At 66.2% G+C, this 13685-nt stretch carries 12 protein-coding genes; 6 read left to right on the top strand and 6 right to left on the bottom strand.

The features are described 5' to 3' along the window. Positions 1–60 precede the first annotated feature (60 nt). From ASC91_RS09775 to ASC91_RS09760, 4 genes are all read right to left on the bottom strand, one after another. The gene (locus ASC91_RS09775) at positions 61–1449 is read right to left on the bottom strand and encodes a TIGR03013 family XrtA/PEP-CTERM system glycosyltransferase (RefSeq protein ID WP_235531933.1); all 1389 of its coding nucleotides are present in this window, start codon (positions 1447–1449) and stop codon (positions 61–63) included. 682 nt (positions 1450–2131) lie between these two features. Continuing rightward, entirely contained in the window at positions 2132–3274 is a 1143-nt protein-coding gene (locus tag ASC91_RS09770) for a branched-chain amino acid ABC transporter substrate-binding protein (RefSeq protein ID WP_056195771.1), read from the bottom strand. A 117-nt stretch (positions 3275–3391) separates the two neighbouring features. Further along, positions 3392–3814 carry a DNA polymerase III subunit chi gene (locus ASC91_RS09765; protein WP_056195768.1) on the bottom strand — a complete coding sequence of 141 codons (423 nt, stop codon included), beginning with the start codon at positions 3812–3814 and terminating at the stop codon, positions 3392–3394. After that, entirely contained in the window at positions 3815–5278 is a 1464-nt protein-coding gene (locus ASC91_RS09760) for a leucyl aminopeptidase (protein WP_056195765.1), read from the bottom strand. A gap of 30 nt (positions 5279–5308) precedes the next feature. Here ASC91_RS09760 and lptF point away from each other — a divergent pair, with 30 nt between their 5' ends. The 4 genes from lptF (at position 5309) to ASC91_RS09740 (ending at position 8919) form a co-directional block, all read left to right on the top strand. Further along, entirely contained in the window at positions 5309–6409 is a 1101-nt protein-coding gene (gene lptF / locus ASC91_RS09755) for an LPS export ABC transporter permease LptF (RefSeq protein WP_056195762.1), read from the top strand. Continuing rightward, positions 6406–7533, top strand: a complete 1128-nt coding sequence (gene lptG / locus ASC91_RS09750) for an LPS export ABC transporter permease LptG (RefSeq protein WP_056195760.1) — start codon at positions 6406–6408, stop codon at positions 7531–7533. Before lptF ends, lptG begins: the two co-directional genes overlap by 4 nt. 64 nt (positions 7534–7597) lie before the next feature. After that, a complete protein-coding gene (locus ASC91_RS09745) occupies positions 7598–7978 on the top strand; it encodes a CbiX/SirB N-terminal domain-containing protein (RefSeq protein ID WP_327082878.1) in 381 nt (126 codons plus the stop codon). After that, on the top strand, positions 7975–8919 hold the full coding sequence (locus ASC91_RS09740; RefSeq protein WP_056195754.1) for a CysB family HTH-type transcriptional regulator: 945 nt from the start codon (positions 7975–7977) through the stop codon (positions 8917–8919). Before ASC91_RS09745 ends, ASC91_RS09740 begins: the two co-directional genes overlap by 4 nt. An 81-nt stretch (positions 8920–9000) precedes the next feature. On the opposite strand, the gene ASC91_RS09735 is transcribed toward ASC91_RS09740, so the two are convergent. Next, positions 9001–10656 (bottom strand): FimV family protein, encoded by a 1656-nt coding sequence (locus ASC91_RS09735; protein WP_157281406.1) that lies wholly within the window; start codon positions 10654–10656, stop codon positions 9001–9003. Positions 10657–10833: 177 nt separating this feature from the next. Here ASC91_RS09735 and ASC91_RS09730 point away from each other — a divergent pair, with 177 nt between their 5' ends. Together ASC91_RS09730 and ASC91_RS09725 are read left to right on the top strand one after the other, a co-directional pair. Continuing rightward, the gene (locus tag ASC91_RS09730) at positions 10834–11538 is read left to right on the top strand and encodes a Crp/Fnr family transcriptional regulator (RefSeq protein ID WP_056195749.1); all 705 of its coding nucleotides are present in this window, start codon (positions 10834–10836) and stop codon (positions 11536–11538) included. Between the two features lie 76 nt (positions 11539–11614). Then, the gene (locus tag ASC91_RS09725; protein ID WP_056195746.1) at positions 11615–12688 is read left to right on the top strand and encodes a phosphotransferase; all 1074 of its coding nucleotides are present in this window, start codon (positions 11615–11617) and stop codon (positions 12686–12688) included. A 230-nt stretch (positions 12689–12918) separates the two neighbouring features. Here ASC91_RS09725 and ASC91_RS09720 read toward each other — a convergent pair whose 3' ends face one another. Continuing rightward, positions 12919–13656, bottom strand: a complete 738-nt coding sequence (locus ASC91_RS09720; RefSeq protein WP_056195743.1) for a hypothetical protein — start codon at positions 13654–13656, stop codon at positions 12919–12921. Positions 13657–13685 lie beyond the last annotated feature (29 nt).

Here is a 13685-nt window from a genome sequence, read left to right as displayed (position 1 = left end):
ATCATTCAAGCATGCCCCTGGCGTTCGGGCATCGGCGCTTACGCCGAAGCGCCGCCGCGCTCAGCGAGCGCCCTTGCCAGTCAGCACCACGGCCACCGTCTCCAGCATGATCAGCAGATCAAGGAAGAGGGAGTGGTTCTTGACGTAGTACAGGTCGTACTGCAGCTTCTCGACCGAGTCTTCGATGGTCGAGCCGTACTCATAGCGCACCTGGGCCCAACCCGTGACGCCCGGCTTCACGCTGTGGCGCACAGCGTAATAGGGGATCTTGCTGATGAGTTCGTCGACGAAGAACTGGCGCTCCGGGCGCGGGCCGACCATGCTCATCTCGCCCCACAGCACATTGAAGAGCTGGGGCAGTTCGTCGATGCGAACCTTGCGGATGAAGCGACCAATACGCGTCACGCGGTCGTCGTTCTTGGTGGCCCAACGCGGCTTGCCGTCCTTTTCAGCATCGGTGCGCATGCTGCGGAACTTGATGACGTTGAAGGGCACACCATTCAGCCCCACCCGCTCCTGACGGTAGAGCATCGGCCCACGCGATTCGAAGCGGATGGCCAGGGCCGTGATCAGCATGATGGGCCAGGTCACCGCCAGAATCAGCGCGGCGAAGACGATGTCGCACACGCGCTTGATCGCGGCGCGCAGCATGCCCTGGCTGAAGCCGTCGCCAAACACCAGCCAACCGGCATTGACATGCTTGATGTTGATCTGGGCCAGTGTCTTCTCGAAGTGGGTGGCGATATCCACCACGCGCACGCCGGACAGCTTGCAATCCAGCAGTTGCCGCAACGGCATGCTGCCGCCGCGGCGCTCGCTGAGGGCCACGACGATCTCGTCGACGTTGTGCTTGAGCGCAGCTTCGGTCAGGTTGGCGCCGTCATTGATGATCTCGGCGCGCGGCACTTCGGGCTGGTCCTCGTTGGGGCCGGCGTAGAAACCGACGATCTGCGCATGCGGATCGGAGGCGCGCAAGGTATTGCCGACGGAGCGCGCCGCAATGCCGGTGCCGAAGATCAGGATGCGGCTGCGCATGCGTGCCTGAGTACCCGAATGGGCCGCATAGACACGATGCACCATGACTGCGGCGACAGCGCTCATGGCAACCAGGGTCAGCATGTCGCGGTGGCTGGTGTTCGAAGGCACCAGGCTGAAGATGGCATAGGCCAGCGGCAGGCCAAACAGCAGCCCGAACAGGGCCCGGGCGCAGGACTCCGTGATCGAGCGGTTGTGCACATGCTGGTAGAAGCCCGTAGCCGAATTGATCACGAACATGCAACCGGCCAGTGACAGGCCGTGCGACGCCGCGAACGGCAGCACCATCTGCGCCGACTCACCTTGGCTGAGCACGACCGCAATGACGGCGAAAACTATCAGGCCGAGATCGAAGAAGACCTGAAGCAAGGTCTGCTTATGCAGGTAATGGTTGAATATTCGAATCATTTGCATTCCCCGATCATTACTACTGGCGTTCCCGCATCTGCAATCCGATCAATGGAATTCGAATCAATATCGATATTCCATTCACCCTAGCGCGGAGACCGCCTGCCGTATCGCCACCTCGATGACAACCTCGACTGCGCAGACCTCCTCGGAGACCGCCCGGCCGGCTCTGAATGCCCGTTTCGGCCACACGCCGCAACGGACATATCCGACCAACCCTTGATCGCGCCGGCATCATGCCTCTGGCCCCCTGGCTTGAAAGCCCCCCGTTTAGAGGGTGCTTGCCCCTTGAATCCGCGTCGTGCCGCAGCCCGCGAGGTCTCCGCCGCGGTCATTTTCACAACGGGCCGCAGTAGAACCGAAAGCGGGCGACAACACCATGACAGGGATGGCGCCAGCCGCTGCAAAACGTGCGAAACGCACAGGCGTCACATTGAAATCCGACGAAACCCGATTCATGCGCTCTTGCGGCGGCGAGGTCCGGTTTTCGAGCAAATCAAATATTGCCCTGCTTATTTTCTGGGCAGTATTCACGATCGGCCGTAAGGCTTGTCGCAACGAGCACTCCTTTGTCGTCCTTGAATCTGATCGATCCCATTTCGGAGTTCCTCAAAGCGACGAACCCGCCAAGGGCGGGTTCGTCATGAAAAACGCCCGCCGAGGCGGGCGTTCTGGACGCGAATCCGAATCAGCGCACGACCGCGATCTGCTCGCGGGCGCCGCCCTTGTAGGTGAACAGCGTCAGGGCGCCGTTCTTGATGTCGCCCTTCTCGTCGAAGGCGATGGTGCCGGTCACACCCTTGTAGCCGGCCGTCTTGGCCAGCACAGGCAGGTACTTGGCCGGGTCAGCCGAACCGGCCTTGACCATGGCAGCCGCCATCACATTGACGGCGTCATAGACGTACGGCGCGTAGATCTGCACATCGACGTTGAACTTGGCCTTGAACTTGGCCTTGAAGTCGTCCATCGACTTCTTGGCTTCGCCCTCGACACCACCGGCTTCGGCGCAGACGACCTGGCCATCGGCCATCGTGCCAGCGGCCAGCTTGGGCAGTTCGCCCGAGCAGATGCCGTCGCCGCCCATGAACTTGGCTTCGATGCCAAGCTGCTTCATCTGGCGCAGCATCGGGCCGGCCACGGCGTCCATGCCGCCGAAGAAGACGACGTCGGGCTTCTTGCCCTTCAGGGAGGTCAGGATGGCGGTGAAGTCCGTGGCCTTGTCGTTGGTGAATTCGCGGCCGACGATCTTCCCGCCCGCGCCCTTGACACCCTTTTCGAACTCGTCGGCAACGCCCTGGCCATAGGCCGTGCGGTCATCGATGACGGCAATGGACTTGCCCTTCAGGTCCTTGGCGGCGTAGCGGCCCAGCGTGCCACCCAGGTGCACGTCGTCAGCCACGACGCGGAAGGTCGTCTTGTAGCCGTTGCGGGTGAACTTGGGGTTGGTGGCCGACGGCGAGATCTGCGGAATGCCGGCGTCGCTGTAGACCTTGGAGGCCGGGATGGAAGTGCCCGAGTTCAAGTGACCCACGACGCCGTTGACCTTGGAGTCGACCAGCTTTTGCGCAGCAGCGGTGCCTTGCTTCGGATCGCCGGCGTCGTCTTCAGCCAGCAACTCGAACTTGGCCTTCTTGCCGCCGATCATGACGCCCTTGGCGTTCAGGTCCTCGATGGCGAGGCGGGCACCCAGTTCGTTGTCCTTGCCCAGGTGGGCAATCGCGCCACTGGTCGGTGCGACGTGGCCGATCTTGACGACCAGGTCCTGCGACATGGCAGCGCCGCTGAGCAGTGCTGCGACTGCACCCACCACGATATTCAACTTGATTTGCATGGATCAACTCCAGTTTGAAAGAGAGAGGAACAAACAGAGAACCGTTGATTTTTCAACCAATTGAACATACCCCAAATCCGGGGGGCTCTCATTCGGGAAAGCGTGGACGCAGCGTTGTCAACCCGCCGCGGAAAAGTGGTCCAGCTTGGCTCCCGACTGCTGGTAGACGCGATAGCGCGCACGCCCAGCTTGAACGCGCTCGGGGGCCTGTCCGATGACCTCCAGCACGCGTTCAAATGCAAGCGCATCCGAAGGCATGCCGTCGCGCAGGTTCAACAGCAATCCGCGGTGTGGCAGACGCGCCGCGTCATCAACCAAGAGGACCTCGCCCGGCGCGGGCGCCGTGGCGCCGTCCCAACGCCGATGCGGGATGAAATCCGCCGCGTCGAAGCTCCACAGCAACTCGTCTAGACGAGTTGCCTGCGCCGCCCCCACGCAGACACCCACCGGCTTGCCCGACGCGAGGGCGCGACGGATCAAGCGGCAGGCGAAGTGCAGCGGGTCCGCCGCGTCGCTGTAGAAACTGACCTGCAGGGTCACTTACTTCGCGTGACTCAACACGAAGTGCGTCAACAGGCCCACCGGCCGGCCGGTCGAGCCCTTGGCAGCGCCGCCCTTCCATGCCGTGCCGGCGATGTCGAGATGGCCCCAGCGGTACTTGCTGGTGAAACGCTGCAGGAACTTGGCCGCCGTGATCGAGCCGCCCGCGCGACCGGCGATATTGGGCACGTCGGCGAAGTTGCTCTTCAGGCCTTCGGCGTACTCGTCGTCCAGCGGCATGCGCCAGCAAGGGTCGAGGGCCGCGTCGCCCGCTGCGGTCAACGAAGCGGCGAGTTCGTCGTCGCTGGCGTACATGCCGCTGCGCACGCCGCCCAGCGCGATGACGCAGGCGCCCGTCAGCGTCGCCACGTCGACGACGACCGCGGGCTTGAAGCGCTCCGCATAGGTCAGCGCATCGCACAGGATGAGTCGGCCTTCGGCGTCGGTGTTCAGGATCTCGATGGTCTGGCCGGACATCGACGTGACGACGTCGCCCGGCTTGATCGCGCGGCCGCTGGGCATGTTCTCGCAGGCAGCGACGATCATGACCAGATTGAGCTTGGGCTTGAGTTCGGCGATGGCGCGCAGCGTGCCGATGACGCTGGCCGCGCCGCCCATGTCGAACTTCATCTCGTCCATCTCGGCACCGGGCTTGAGCGAGATGCCGCCGGTGTCGAAGGTGATGCCCTTGCCCACCAGCACGACGGGCGCCACCGTCTTGGCCGCGCCTTCATAGCGGGCAACGATGAAGCGCAGCGGCTCGTCCGAGCCTTGGGCCACCGACAGGAAGCTGCCCATGCCGAGTTTCTCGACGGCCTTCTTGTCCAGCACCTCGACCTTCAGGCCATGGGCCTTGCCCAGGCCCTGCACGACCTCACCGAGATAGGTCGGCGTTGCGAAGTTGGCCGGGCGGTTGGCGCATTCCCGCGCCAGTTCAACGCCGGCGGCAATGGCTTCGCCACGAGCCAGACCGGCCTTGGCCGTCTTGATGTCAGCCTTGCCGACCAGCAGGGCAAGCCTGGCCAGCTTGGGGGCTGCTGGCGCACTGGGCTTGGTGTGTCGGTAGACATAGACCGTATCCGTGGCCGCGAGGGCGGTCTGTTCGGCCAGCGATTCGACGTTGCCGGCATCGAAACCCACAAACGCGACAGCCGCGCTGACCACGCCACGGGATTTGATCTGCGCCAGGCCTGCAGCCAATGCGGCGCGCGCGGCAGCCAACGTCGTCTTGCCGCTGGCGACGAGGACAAGGCGAGGCGCCTTGACCCCTTCGGCGTGGGTCAGCGTGAGTGCCTGGCCACCTTTCAGCGCGAAGTCGCCGAGCTTGATGGCCGCCTGCGCATGACGGGCAACCACTGCATCCAGGCCCTTGGGCAGCGCCTCACCGCCGAGCACGACGACCAGGGCGTCGGCACCGGCGCCCGCGAGCCCATCGAGCTCAGCGGTTTGAATCTTGAAGTCCATAATGACCAGAAGTAGGTAGAAGTACTTTTGATGTTATTCGATTCATCCACGCGATCCGAGCTGGCCAAGAGCTTCGGCGTCACGCTGGTGGTCATCCTGACCATCATGTTGACGTCGACGCTGATCCGCACGCTGGGCCAGGCCGCGGGGGGCAATGTGGCGCCTCAGGACGTCGTGCTGTTGATGGGCTACGCGACCATCGCCCACCTCGCGACCATGCTCATCCTGTCGCTGTTCGTTGCCGTCGTCATCACGCTCAGCCGCTCCTATCGCGAGTCGGAAATGACGATCTGGTTTGCCAGCGGCGTGCCGCTGTCGCGCTTCGTGCGCCCGGTGCTGCGCATGGCTTGGCCGGTGCTGCTCGGCGTCATCGTGCTCGAGCTGCTGGTCTGGCCCTGGGGCAATCAGAACAGCGCCGAATTGCGGGACCGTTATCAGAAGCGCGGCGACCTCTCGCGCGTGGCGCCGGGCCAGTTCCAGACCTCGCGCGACGGCAGCCGGGTCTTCTTCATCGAACGCGACGGCGACAACGCCGCCACCGGCCGCAATGTCTTCATCCTCGCCAACCAGAACGAACGCGAGTCGGTGACGACCTCGGCCCGCGGCCATCTCGAGATGGAAGGCGATGACCGCTTCCTCGTGCTGGATCACGGCCAGCGCAACGAGAGCCAGCTCAAGACCGGCGAGAAAAGCCTGGCACGCTTCGAGCAGTACAAGGTGATGACCGACCCGCAGGTGCTGGCCAATGCCAACCAGCTGCCGCCCAAGGCCATGGCGACGTTGGACCTGCTGCGCCTGCCCACGCCCAAGAACCAGGGCGAGCTGGCCTGGCGCTTCGGCATGATCCTCGCCGGCTTCAACATGGCCCTGCTCGGCGTCGGCCTGTCGGCATCCAACCCGCGCCGCGCCAGCAACTGGAATCTGCTGTTTGCGCTGCTGGCCTTCGTCATCTACTTCAATCTCATCAACCTGTCGCAGTCCTGGGTAGGCAACGGTCGCACCAGCCTGCCCCGCGGCCTGCTGACCGTGCATGGCGGTGCCCTGTTCCTGGCCCTGGCCGTCATCTGGCTGCGCGACAACGCCAACCGCTTCTGCCTGCGCCGCCGCGTAAGCAAAGAGGCGATGGCATGAGGACCGTCCGCGCCCTGCTCTACAAGGACATCGCCGGTTCGGTGCTGATGGTCGCGCTGGCCTTCCTGTCGCTGTTCTTCTTTATCGACTTCGTCGACGAGATCGAGCGCATGACCCGCGTCGGCGCGGGTGCGGGCAAGGCCGCCGTGCTCGCAGCGATGGAGCTGCCTGGCCACTTCTACGAGCTATTCCCCATCGCCGTGCTGATCGGCGCCATCGTCGCCCTGGCCCGACTGGCGCAGAGCAGCGAGTTCACCATCCTGCGCACTGGTGGCCTCGGTCCCGCGCGGGCCCTGGCCCTGCTGGCCGGCCTGGCCGCCGCGTTCGCGGCGCTCACCTTCTTCGTCGGCGACTACGTGGCGCCGCGCTTCGAACGCGAGGGGGACGAGATGCGCGCCCGCTTCGTGCACGACAGCAACCCGGCCAAGCGCGGCGCCTGGCTGAAGGACCACCAGACTATCGATGGTCGGGAGCGCAGCTATTCAGTCAAGGTGGGCCGCGTTGGCGGCGGCGGTGAACTGGAGGACGTGCGCATCTTCGAGTTCGACGCCGAAGGCCGGCTGATGTCGCGCACCGAAGCGGAAAAGGTCGACGTCGACGCTCAGGGCATGTGGCATCTGCAGGCGGTCAAGCGCACGGTCTGGAACCCCGGCACGGCCACGGCCAGCGGCAGCGTCGGCGACGTCGTCATCAGCGAGCAGCAGCTCGATAAGCTCGACTGGCAGAGTTCCCTGCACGCCGGCGTCATCGCCGCGGCCGTGCTGCCGGCCATGTCCATGTCGACGCTGGAGCTCTACCGCTACACCAAGCATCTGTCGGCCCAGGAGCAGTCGGCCCAGGCGCACAACATCCAGTTCTGGCGCAAGGCCTTCTATCCGTTTGCCTGCTTCGTCATGGTGGCCCTGGCCCTGCCATTCGCCTACCTGCATGGGCGCTCGGGCGGCATCAGCATCAAGGTCTTCGGCGGCATCATGCTGGGTATCAGCTTCGTGCTGCTGAACAACGTGACCGGCCATCTGGGCCTGCTGAAGAACTGGACACCCTGGGTCGTCGCGGCAACGCCCAGCCTGCTCTACCTCGGGTTGTCGATGGCGGCCTTCACCTGGCTCGTCAGATACCGCTGATGAAGCCCCCACGGTCACTTCGTGCCCTGCCCCCCGAGGGGGCGCCAGCGTCCTTCGGGCGGCCGTGCGGACGCTGATGGAAGGCCTGCTGCTCTTCGCCCATGGCGCCCGCGATCCGGCCTGGGCGCGGCCCTTCGAGACCATTGCCGAACGGCTGCGCGCCGCGCGTCCCGGCACGCCGTTGGCGATGGCTTACCTTGAGTTCATGTCGCCCGGCATCGAGGAAGCGGCCGAGCAGCTGGCCGCGGCCGGCTGCACACGCGTCCATGTGCTGCCGCTCTTCCTCGGCACCGGTGGCCATGTGCGCCGTGACATCCCGCCCCTGCTCGACCGCCTGCGCGAGCGCCATGGCGACGCCATTCAATGGCTGCTCCATGCGCCGCTGGGTGAACAGGAAGCCGTGCTCAACGCCATCAGCCTGGCCTGCCTGGCAATACTCGAATGAACCTGCATCAATTCCGCTTCGTCCAGGAAGCGGCCCGCCGCAACCTCAACCTGACCGAGACAGCCAAGGCGCTGTTCACCTCCCAGCCGGGCGTGTCCAAGGCCATCCTCGAGCTCGAGGAGGAATTGGGCGTGGACATCTTCTCGCGCCACGGCAAGCGGCTGCGCCGCATCACCGAACCGGGCCAGCAGGTGCTGGCCTGCATCGAGATCATCCTGCGCGAAGTCGGCAATCTGAAGCGCATCGGCGAGGAGTATTCGCGCCAGGACAGCGGCACCTTCTCCATCGCGACGACCCACACCCAGGCCCGCTATGTGCTGCCCGCGCCGGTGGCCCAGCTGCGCAAGAACCTGCCACAGCTGCGCATCAGCCTGCACCAGGGCAGCCCGGACCAGGTCGCCAAAATGCTGCTCGACGAGACCGCCGACCTGGGACTGGCCACCGAGTCCCTGGCCCAGTACCCGGAGCTTGTCACCCTGCCCTGCTATGAGTGGCAGCACGTCATGGTCGTGCCGCGCGACCATCCACTGGCCAGCGTCGAGCGCGTCAGCCTGGAACAGCTCGCTGGCGAGCCGCTGGTGTCCTACCACCCCAGCTTCACGGGCCGCACCCGCGTCGACAAGGCCTTCGCCTCGCGTCATCTGACGCCCAATGTGGTGCTGGAGGCCATCGACTCCGACGTCATCAAGACTTATGTGCGCCTGGGCATGGGCGTGGGCATCGTGGCCGAAATGGCCATGCGCGAGGAGCCTGCCAACAGCGACCTGGTCGCGCGGCCACTGGGCACGCTGCTGGGCAGCAACGTGACGCGCATCGCCTTCAAACGCGGCGCCTATCTGCGCAACTACGTGTACGCCTTTGCCGAACTGCTGTCCGAACGACTGTCACGCAAGCTCATCGAGAAGGCCATGAACGGCGACTCGACCGACTTCGGGATCTGAGTTGGGACCGAGAACAGGCCCTGCGGCCTGTTTGACGCCCAATGAAGGACTGCCAGCATGCAAGCTGGCAGGCCTCAGGCCTCAGGACTGGCGGCCGAAGCTGGAGTCGATCGGCAGCATCAGGTCCACCTCCTCACCGCGCAGGCCGGCCTCGAAGAGATCGCGCGCCACGCTGTAGAGGGTCAGCAGATCGCGGTAGGCGGGCAGCTCGAAGCTCGGCACGCCCGGTCCGCCGCCGCGGGCGAGCAGGTCCTGCAGCATCTGCAAAGCGGTGCCCGGTTCAGGCCAGACGACCTGCAGATGAGCGATGACGCTGGGGCTGGCATCCAGGCTGCGGCCACGCGCCAGGCTCTGCGACCACTGCGGCGCCAGCACCCGGAAACGCTGCTCGAACTGCTTGACGAGCTCAGCGAATACCTCGGGCTCACCGCGCTGCTGGCAGAGCTCCATCAGCATCAGATAGGGCATGGCGCCGGCATTGCCACGCGCCAACCGCGTGGCCAGCAGGTCGGCCGCCGCTTCTTGCTGGCCGAGCAGCTGCAGGAAATCGACCTGTTGCTGCAGGTCCAGCAGCTCGTCCGCCACGGTCAGCTCGTTGGACAGCACCGGCGCGGCCGCGGCCTGGACCGGCAGACGCATGGTCGCCTGCATGTCCATCGCGGGCGGTGCGACAGCGGGTGGTGGCGGTGATGCAATGGGCGCCGGCGGCCACGCCATCGGTCGAGGCTGTGGCCGCGTGACCTGGTGCTGGCCTTCGTCCGGCAGCGCCGCGGCTTGGCCGACGACAGGCGGCGCCATGCCCGGCGAGTGTTGTGGCAGCACCGCCGGCAGGCCGGCCCCTTCGGCGGCATGCAGGGCACGCCAATAGGCAAGCTCGCGGCGGGCCCGTTGATCGCGCCAGCGGCTGAAATAGAAAGCCGCCGAGCCCGCCAGCAGGCTCAGCCCCAACGTCAGCACCCAGGTCATGGGGTCGCGATAGGGCGAGGCATGTGCGCTGCGCACCGCCACGGGCGGCGGTGCCACGGCCGGTGCGGAGGCCGGCGGTATGGCCACCGCCGAGGCCGCGGCGGCTTCGGCCAGCAGCCGTGCCTCCAGGTCGGCGCGCAGCTGGGCCACGGTCTGCTCAAGCTGAGCGATCTGGGCTTCCAGCTCGGGCGTGAGCTCCATCTCGGGCGCGCTGGCGGCAGGCTGGACGGGCCGCGGCGCTTCGGCCACCAGCACCTCAGGCCGTTCCAGCACCAGGCGTGGGCCACTGGCGCGCGGCTTGGAGCGGGCTTTTTGCCGTGCCACCGGGCCTGGCGCCGGTGCGGGCGATGCCTCGGCCATCACGCTCGTCGGCGGGGCGACCACCGGCGGCGCCGCAGGTGCGGGCGGTGCCGGCACTGTGGCGGCATCGGCCGCAGGGTCGACGAAAGCATTGAACTCGCGCGTCAGCCGCAGCGGGCAGCCCAAGGCCAGCGTGATGCGCAAGGCCGGCTCGTCGATGCGCGCCAGGCTCTGCAGGCGAATACGTTGCTGGCCGGGCTCACCCTCGACACGCATTTGCAACAGCCCAGCCGGCACCCGCGCATCGCCAGCGGAGACCTCGGCGCGCACGCAGGAATCGGTCAGTCGTTCACCATCCGCCAGCGTCAGCGGAATGCTGGCGTCCAGCGGTTTGCCGAGGGCAGAATGAATTTGCGGCCGTCCCAGGCCCAGAGCCTGGGCGTCTGGCGCCAGGCCAAGCAGCAGTGCCAAAGTGGGTGTGAGAGCACCCAGCAAGGTCGGGCGCAAGGCCGTGAAGGGCATTGACTGCGGGCGGCTAGCTATCGGTTGAACGAGGGGGTGAAGACGGCGCGGATCACTCTAGCATGGGGCCACCTCGCCAACGGCCCCATTCCCAGGGAACCGCGGGCGGCACAATGCCCCCAGACCATGAACGCACTCAGCCTCACCCCCGCCGAACGCCAGCAGATCGATCAGGGCGCCTGGTTCTCCAAGCTCTCCGAGACCCTGCGCAACGACATCCTGCAGCGCGCCTTCGTGCGCCGCCTGCCCGACGAGACCATGCTGTCCCACCGCGGCGAGCCTGCCGAGGAGTGGTCGGCCGTGGCCAAGGGCGCCGTGCGCGTCAGCTCGGTGTCCCTGGCCGGCAAGCAGATCTCGCTGACCTATGTCGAGCCAGGCACGTGGTTCGGCGATATCGCCCTCTTCGACGGCCTGCCCCGCACCCACGACGCCTATGCGCACGGCGAGACGACGCTGCTGTGCGTGCGCAAGTCCGATTTCCGCGCGCTGTTGCAGGCCCACTCCGAGCTCTATGACGCCTTGCTGCGGCTGAACTGCCGCCGGCTGCGGCTGATGTTCGACATGATCGAGGACCTCAACACGCGCCCACTGGCCGCCCGCCTGGCCAAGCAGGTACTGCTGCTGGCGCGCTCCTATGGCGTGCAGGAGGGCGACGAGATCCGCATCGGTTTGCAACTGGCCCAGGAAGACCTCGCCCAGTTGCTCGGCGCCTCGCGCCAGCGCGTCAACCAGGAGCTCAAGGCTTTCGAACGCGAAGGCGCGGTGCGCGTCGAGCCGACCCGCCTGGTCGTGCTCAGCCGCGAGAAGCTGCTAGCAGCCGCATCCCGATAAGGCTGGCGCCGAGGAGACACGGCAGCCGGGCCTCGACTCGCAGAATGGACAGTTGGCGTTCTCTACCCAGACATCCATGGAAGCATTCACCGGCACCCGTCCCCTTGCCCAAGCCCTGGACACCACGGCTCTCGAAGCCTGGCTGGCCGCGCACGTCGACGGCTTTGTCGGGCCGCTCACCATCGAGCAGTTCAAGGGCGGCCAGTCCAACCCGACCTATCTGCTGAAGACGCCGGGGGCGCAATACGTGATGCGCAGCAAGCCCGCCCCCGTGGCCAAGCTGCTGCCGTCGGCCCATGCCATCGAGCGTGAATTCCAGGTCATGGGGGCTCTTGCCGGCACCGACGTGCCAGTGCCCGCCATGTACGCGCTGTGCGAGGACGAGGCCGTCATCGGCCGCGCCTTCTACGTCATGTCCTTCATGCCCGGCCGCGTGCTGTGGGACCAGAGCCTGCCCGGCATGACCAATGCCGAGCGCGCCGCCCATTACGACGAGATGAACCGGGTCATCGCGGCCCTGCACCAGGTCGACTTCAAGGCCGTGGGCCTCGCGGCCTACGGCAAGCCGGGGATTTACTTCGAGCGTCAGATCGGCCGCTGGAGCAAGCAATACCTGGCCTCCGTCACCGAGCCCAACCCGGCGATGGATTCGCTGCTGGCCTGGCTGCCGGCCCACATCCCGGCCTCGGCCCGCGACGAGAGCGAGGTGGCCATCGTCCATGGCGACTACCGCATGGACAACGTCGTCTTCCACCCCAGCGAGCCTCGCATCATCGCCGTGCTGGACTGGGAGCTTTCGACGCTCGGCCATCCGCTGGCCGACTTCAGCTACCACTGCATGAGCTGGCACATCCAGACCTCGGGCGCCGCGCGCGGCCTGGGCGGCAAGAACCTCGTGGAACTGGGCATCCCGAGCGAGCGCGAGTATGTACAGCGTTACTTCGAGCGCACCGGCCGTGGGGACGCCGGCACCGTGATGGCCGACTGGAACTTCTACATGGCCTACAACATGTTCCGCATCGCGGCCATCGTGCAGGGCATTGCCAAACGCGTGGTGGACGGCACGGCCTCCAGCGACCAGGCCAGGGAGACGGCCAAAAGCGCCCGACCGCTAGCGGATCTAGCTTGGAGCTTCGCGGTGAAAGCGTGAGCCCCTCGCCCAGTTTCGCAACGCTGAACGCGCGCGAACCTGGTCGGTCTTGCAGACCGCGCTGCGGCAGTGCCGCAGCTCTTCGGCAGGCGCATGCCGCCCACTGGGCGCCATGTGTCCGGCCTCAGCCCCCGAGGGGACGGCGATGCTCGCCGGATTGACCGGCAAGCACATCGCCATGGCGGGCCGGCTCGGGAGCGGCCCAGCGCTCGACCCGCAACTCGTGCGCATCAGGTCACATCCCCCGGGCGCGTCGAGGGCGTCCAGGCGATGGACGTCGTCGTCGGCCAGGCCCCGCTGTCCGACAGCCGCCCGTTCACGCGCTGCGCCTCACGCGCTGCGACTTCCAGCAGCTTCACCAGGGCCTGCAGCCTGGGCAGGTCGGCCTCGCTCATCTCGGTGCGCAGGTAGAGGTTGCCGCGCATCGCCATCAGCACGAAGGGATGGCCTTCGGGCAGCAGGTCCTGGCTGGCCTGAACCAGGGCTTCGCTGAGTTCGCCCTCGATCCACGCGCCGGTCAGATCCTTGGTCACGCCGACGATCCCATAGCGTTGGCGCAGCATCTGCGAAGCGGCGTTGTTGAACTTGGGGAACATCACCAGCCAGCGCATCTCTTCCGGCGTGTCGGTATCGACGCGGGTCTTGAGCGTGTCGGTGTAGGCCTCGAAGACAGCACGCTCAAGGTTCTCCATCAGCGCCCGGCACAGCACCATCATCTGCAGGTCATGGTGCAGGCCCATCTCACAGCGCATGCGCAGCTCAAAGCCAGGCAGATAGCTGCGCTGCGACACACCCCATTCGATGCGCAGCGGCCCCGGCGACGCCTTGGGCTGCTCGACGAGGAAGCCCAACCCGTCCCGCGTCTGCGTGAATCCGGCCCCGCGTGCCTCGGCCCAGTCCTCGATCGGACGCCAGCGCGACGCGTTGGCGCGCGTCACGAGCCAGTGCTTGACTTGCTTTACCACCATGAGTCGTGAGGAAGTCTGAGAATGGGGCC

Source organism: Pelomonas sp. Root1237 (assembly GCF_001425055.1).
Taxonomy (GTDB): Bacteria; Pseudomonadota; Gammaproteobacteria; order Burkholderiales; family Burkholderiaceae_C; genus Pelomonas.
Note: the sequence above shows the minus strand (reverse complement) of the source record. Positions and strands in the feature narration are given on the sequence as shown.

Excerpts from the sequence above, each read along its gene's own strand:
- ASC91_RS09775 (WP_235531933.1), bottom strand. The coding sequence starts at position 1,449 with ATGCAAATGATTCGAATATTCAACCATTACCTGCATAAGCAGACCTTG.
- ASC91_RS09770 (WP_056195771.1), bottom strand. The coding sequence starts at position 3,274 with ATGCAAATCAAGTTGAATATCGTGGTGGGTGCAGTCGCAGCACTGCTC.
- ASC91_RS09760 (WP_056195765.1), bottom strand. The coding sequence starts at position 5,278 with ATGGACTTCAAGATTCAAACCGCTGAGCTCGATGGGCTCGCGGGCGCC.
- lptF (WP_056195762.1), top strand. The coding sequence starts at position 5,309 with ATGTTATTCGATTCATCCACGCGATCCGAGCTGGCCAAGAGCTTCGGC.
- lptG (WP_056195760.1), top strand. The coding sequence starts at position 6,406 with ATGAGGACCGTCCGCGCCCTGCTCTACAAGGACATCGCCGGTTCGGTG.
- ASC91_RS09740 (WP_056195754.1), top strand. The coding sequence starts at position 7,975 with ATGAACCTGCATCAATTCCGCTTCGTCCAGGAAGCGGCCCGCCGCAAC.
- ASC91_RS09730 (WP_056195749.1), top strand. The coding sequence starts at position 10,834 with ATGAACGCACTCAGCCTCACCCCCGCCGAACGCCAGCAGATCGATCAG.
- ASC91_RS09725 (WP_056195746.1), top strand. The coding sequence starts at position 11,615 with ATGGAAGCATTCACCGGCACCCGTCCCCTTGCCCAAGCCCTGGACACC.
- ASC91_RS09720 (WP_056195743.1), bottom strand. The coding sequence starts at position 13,656 with ATGGTGGTAAAGCAAGTCAAGCACTGGCTCGTGACGCGCGCCAACGCG.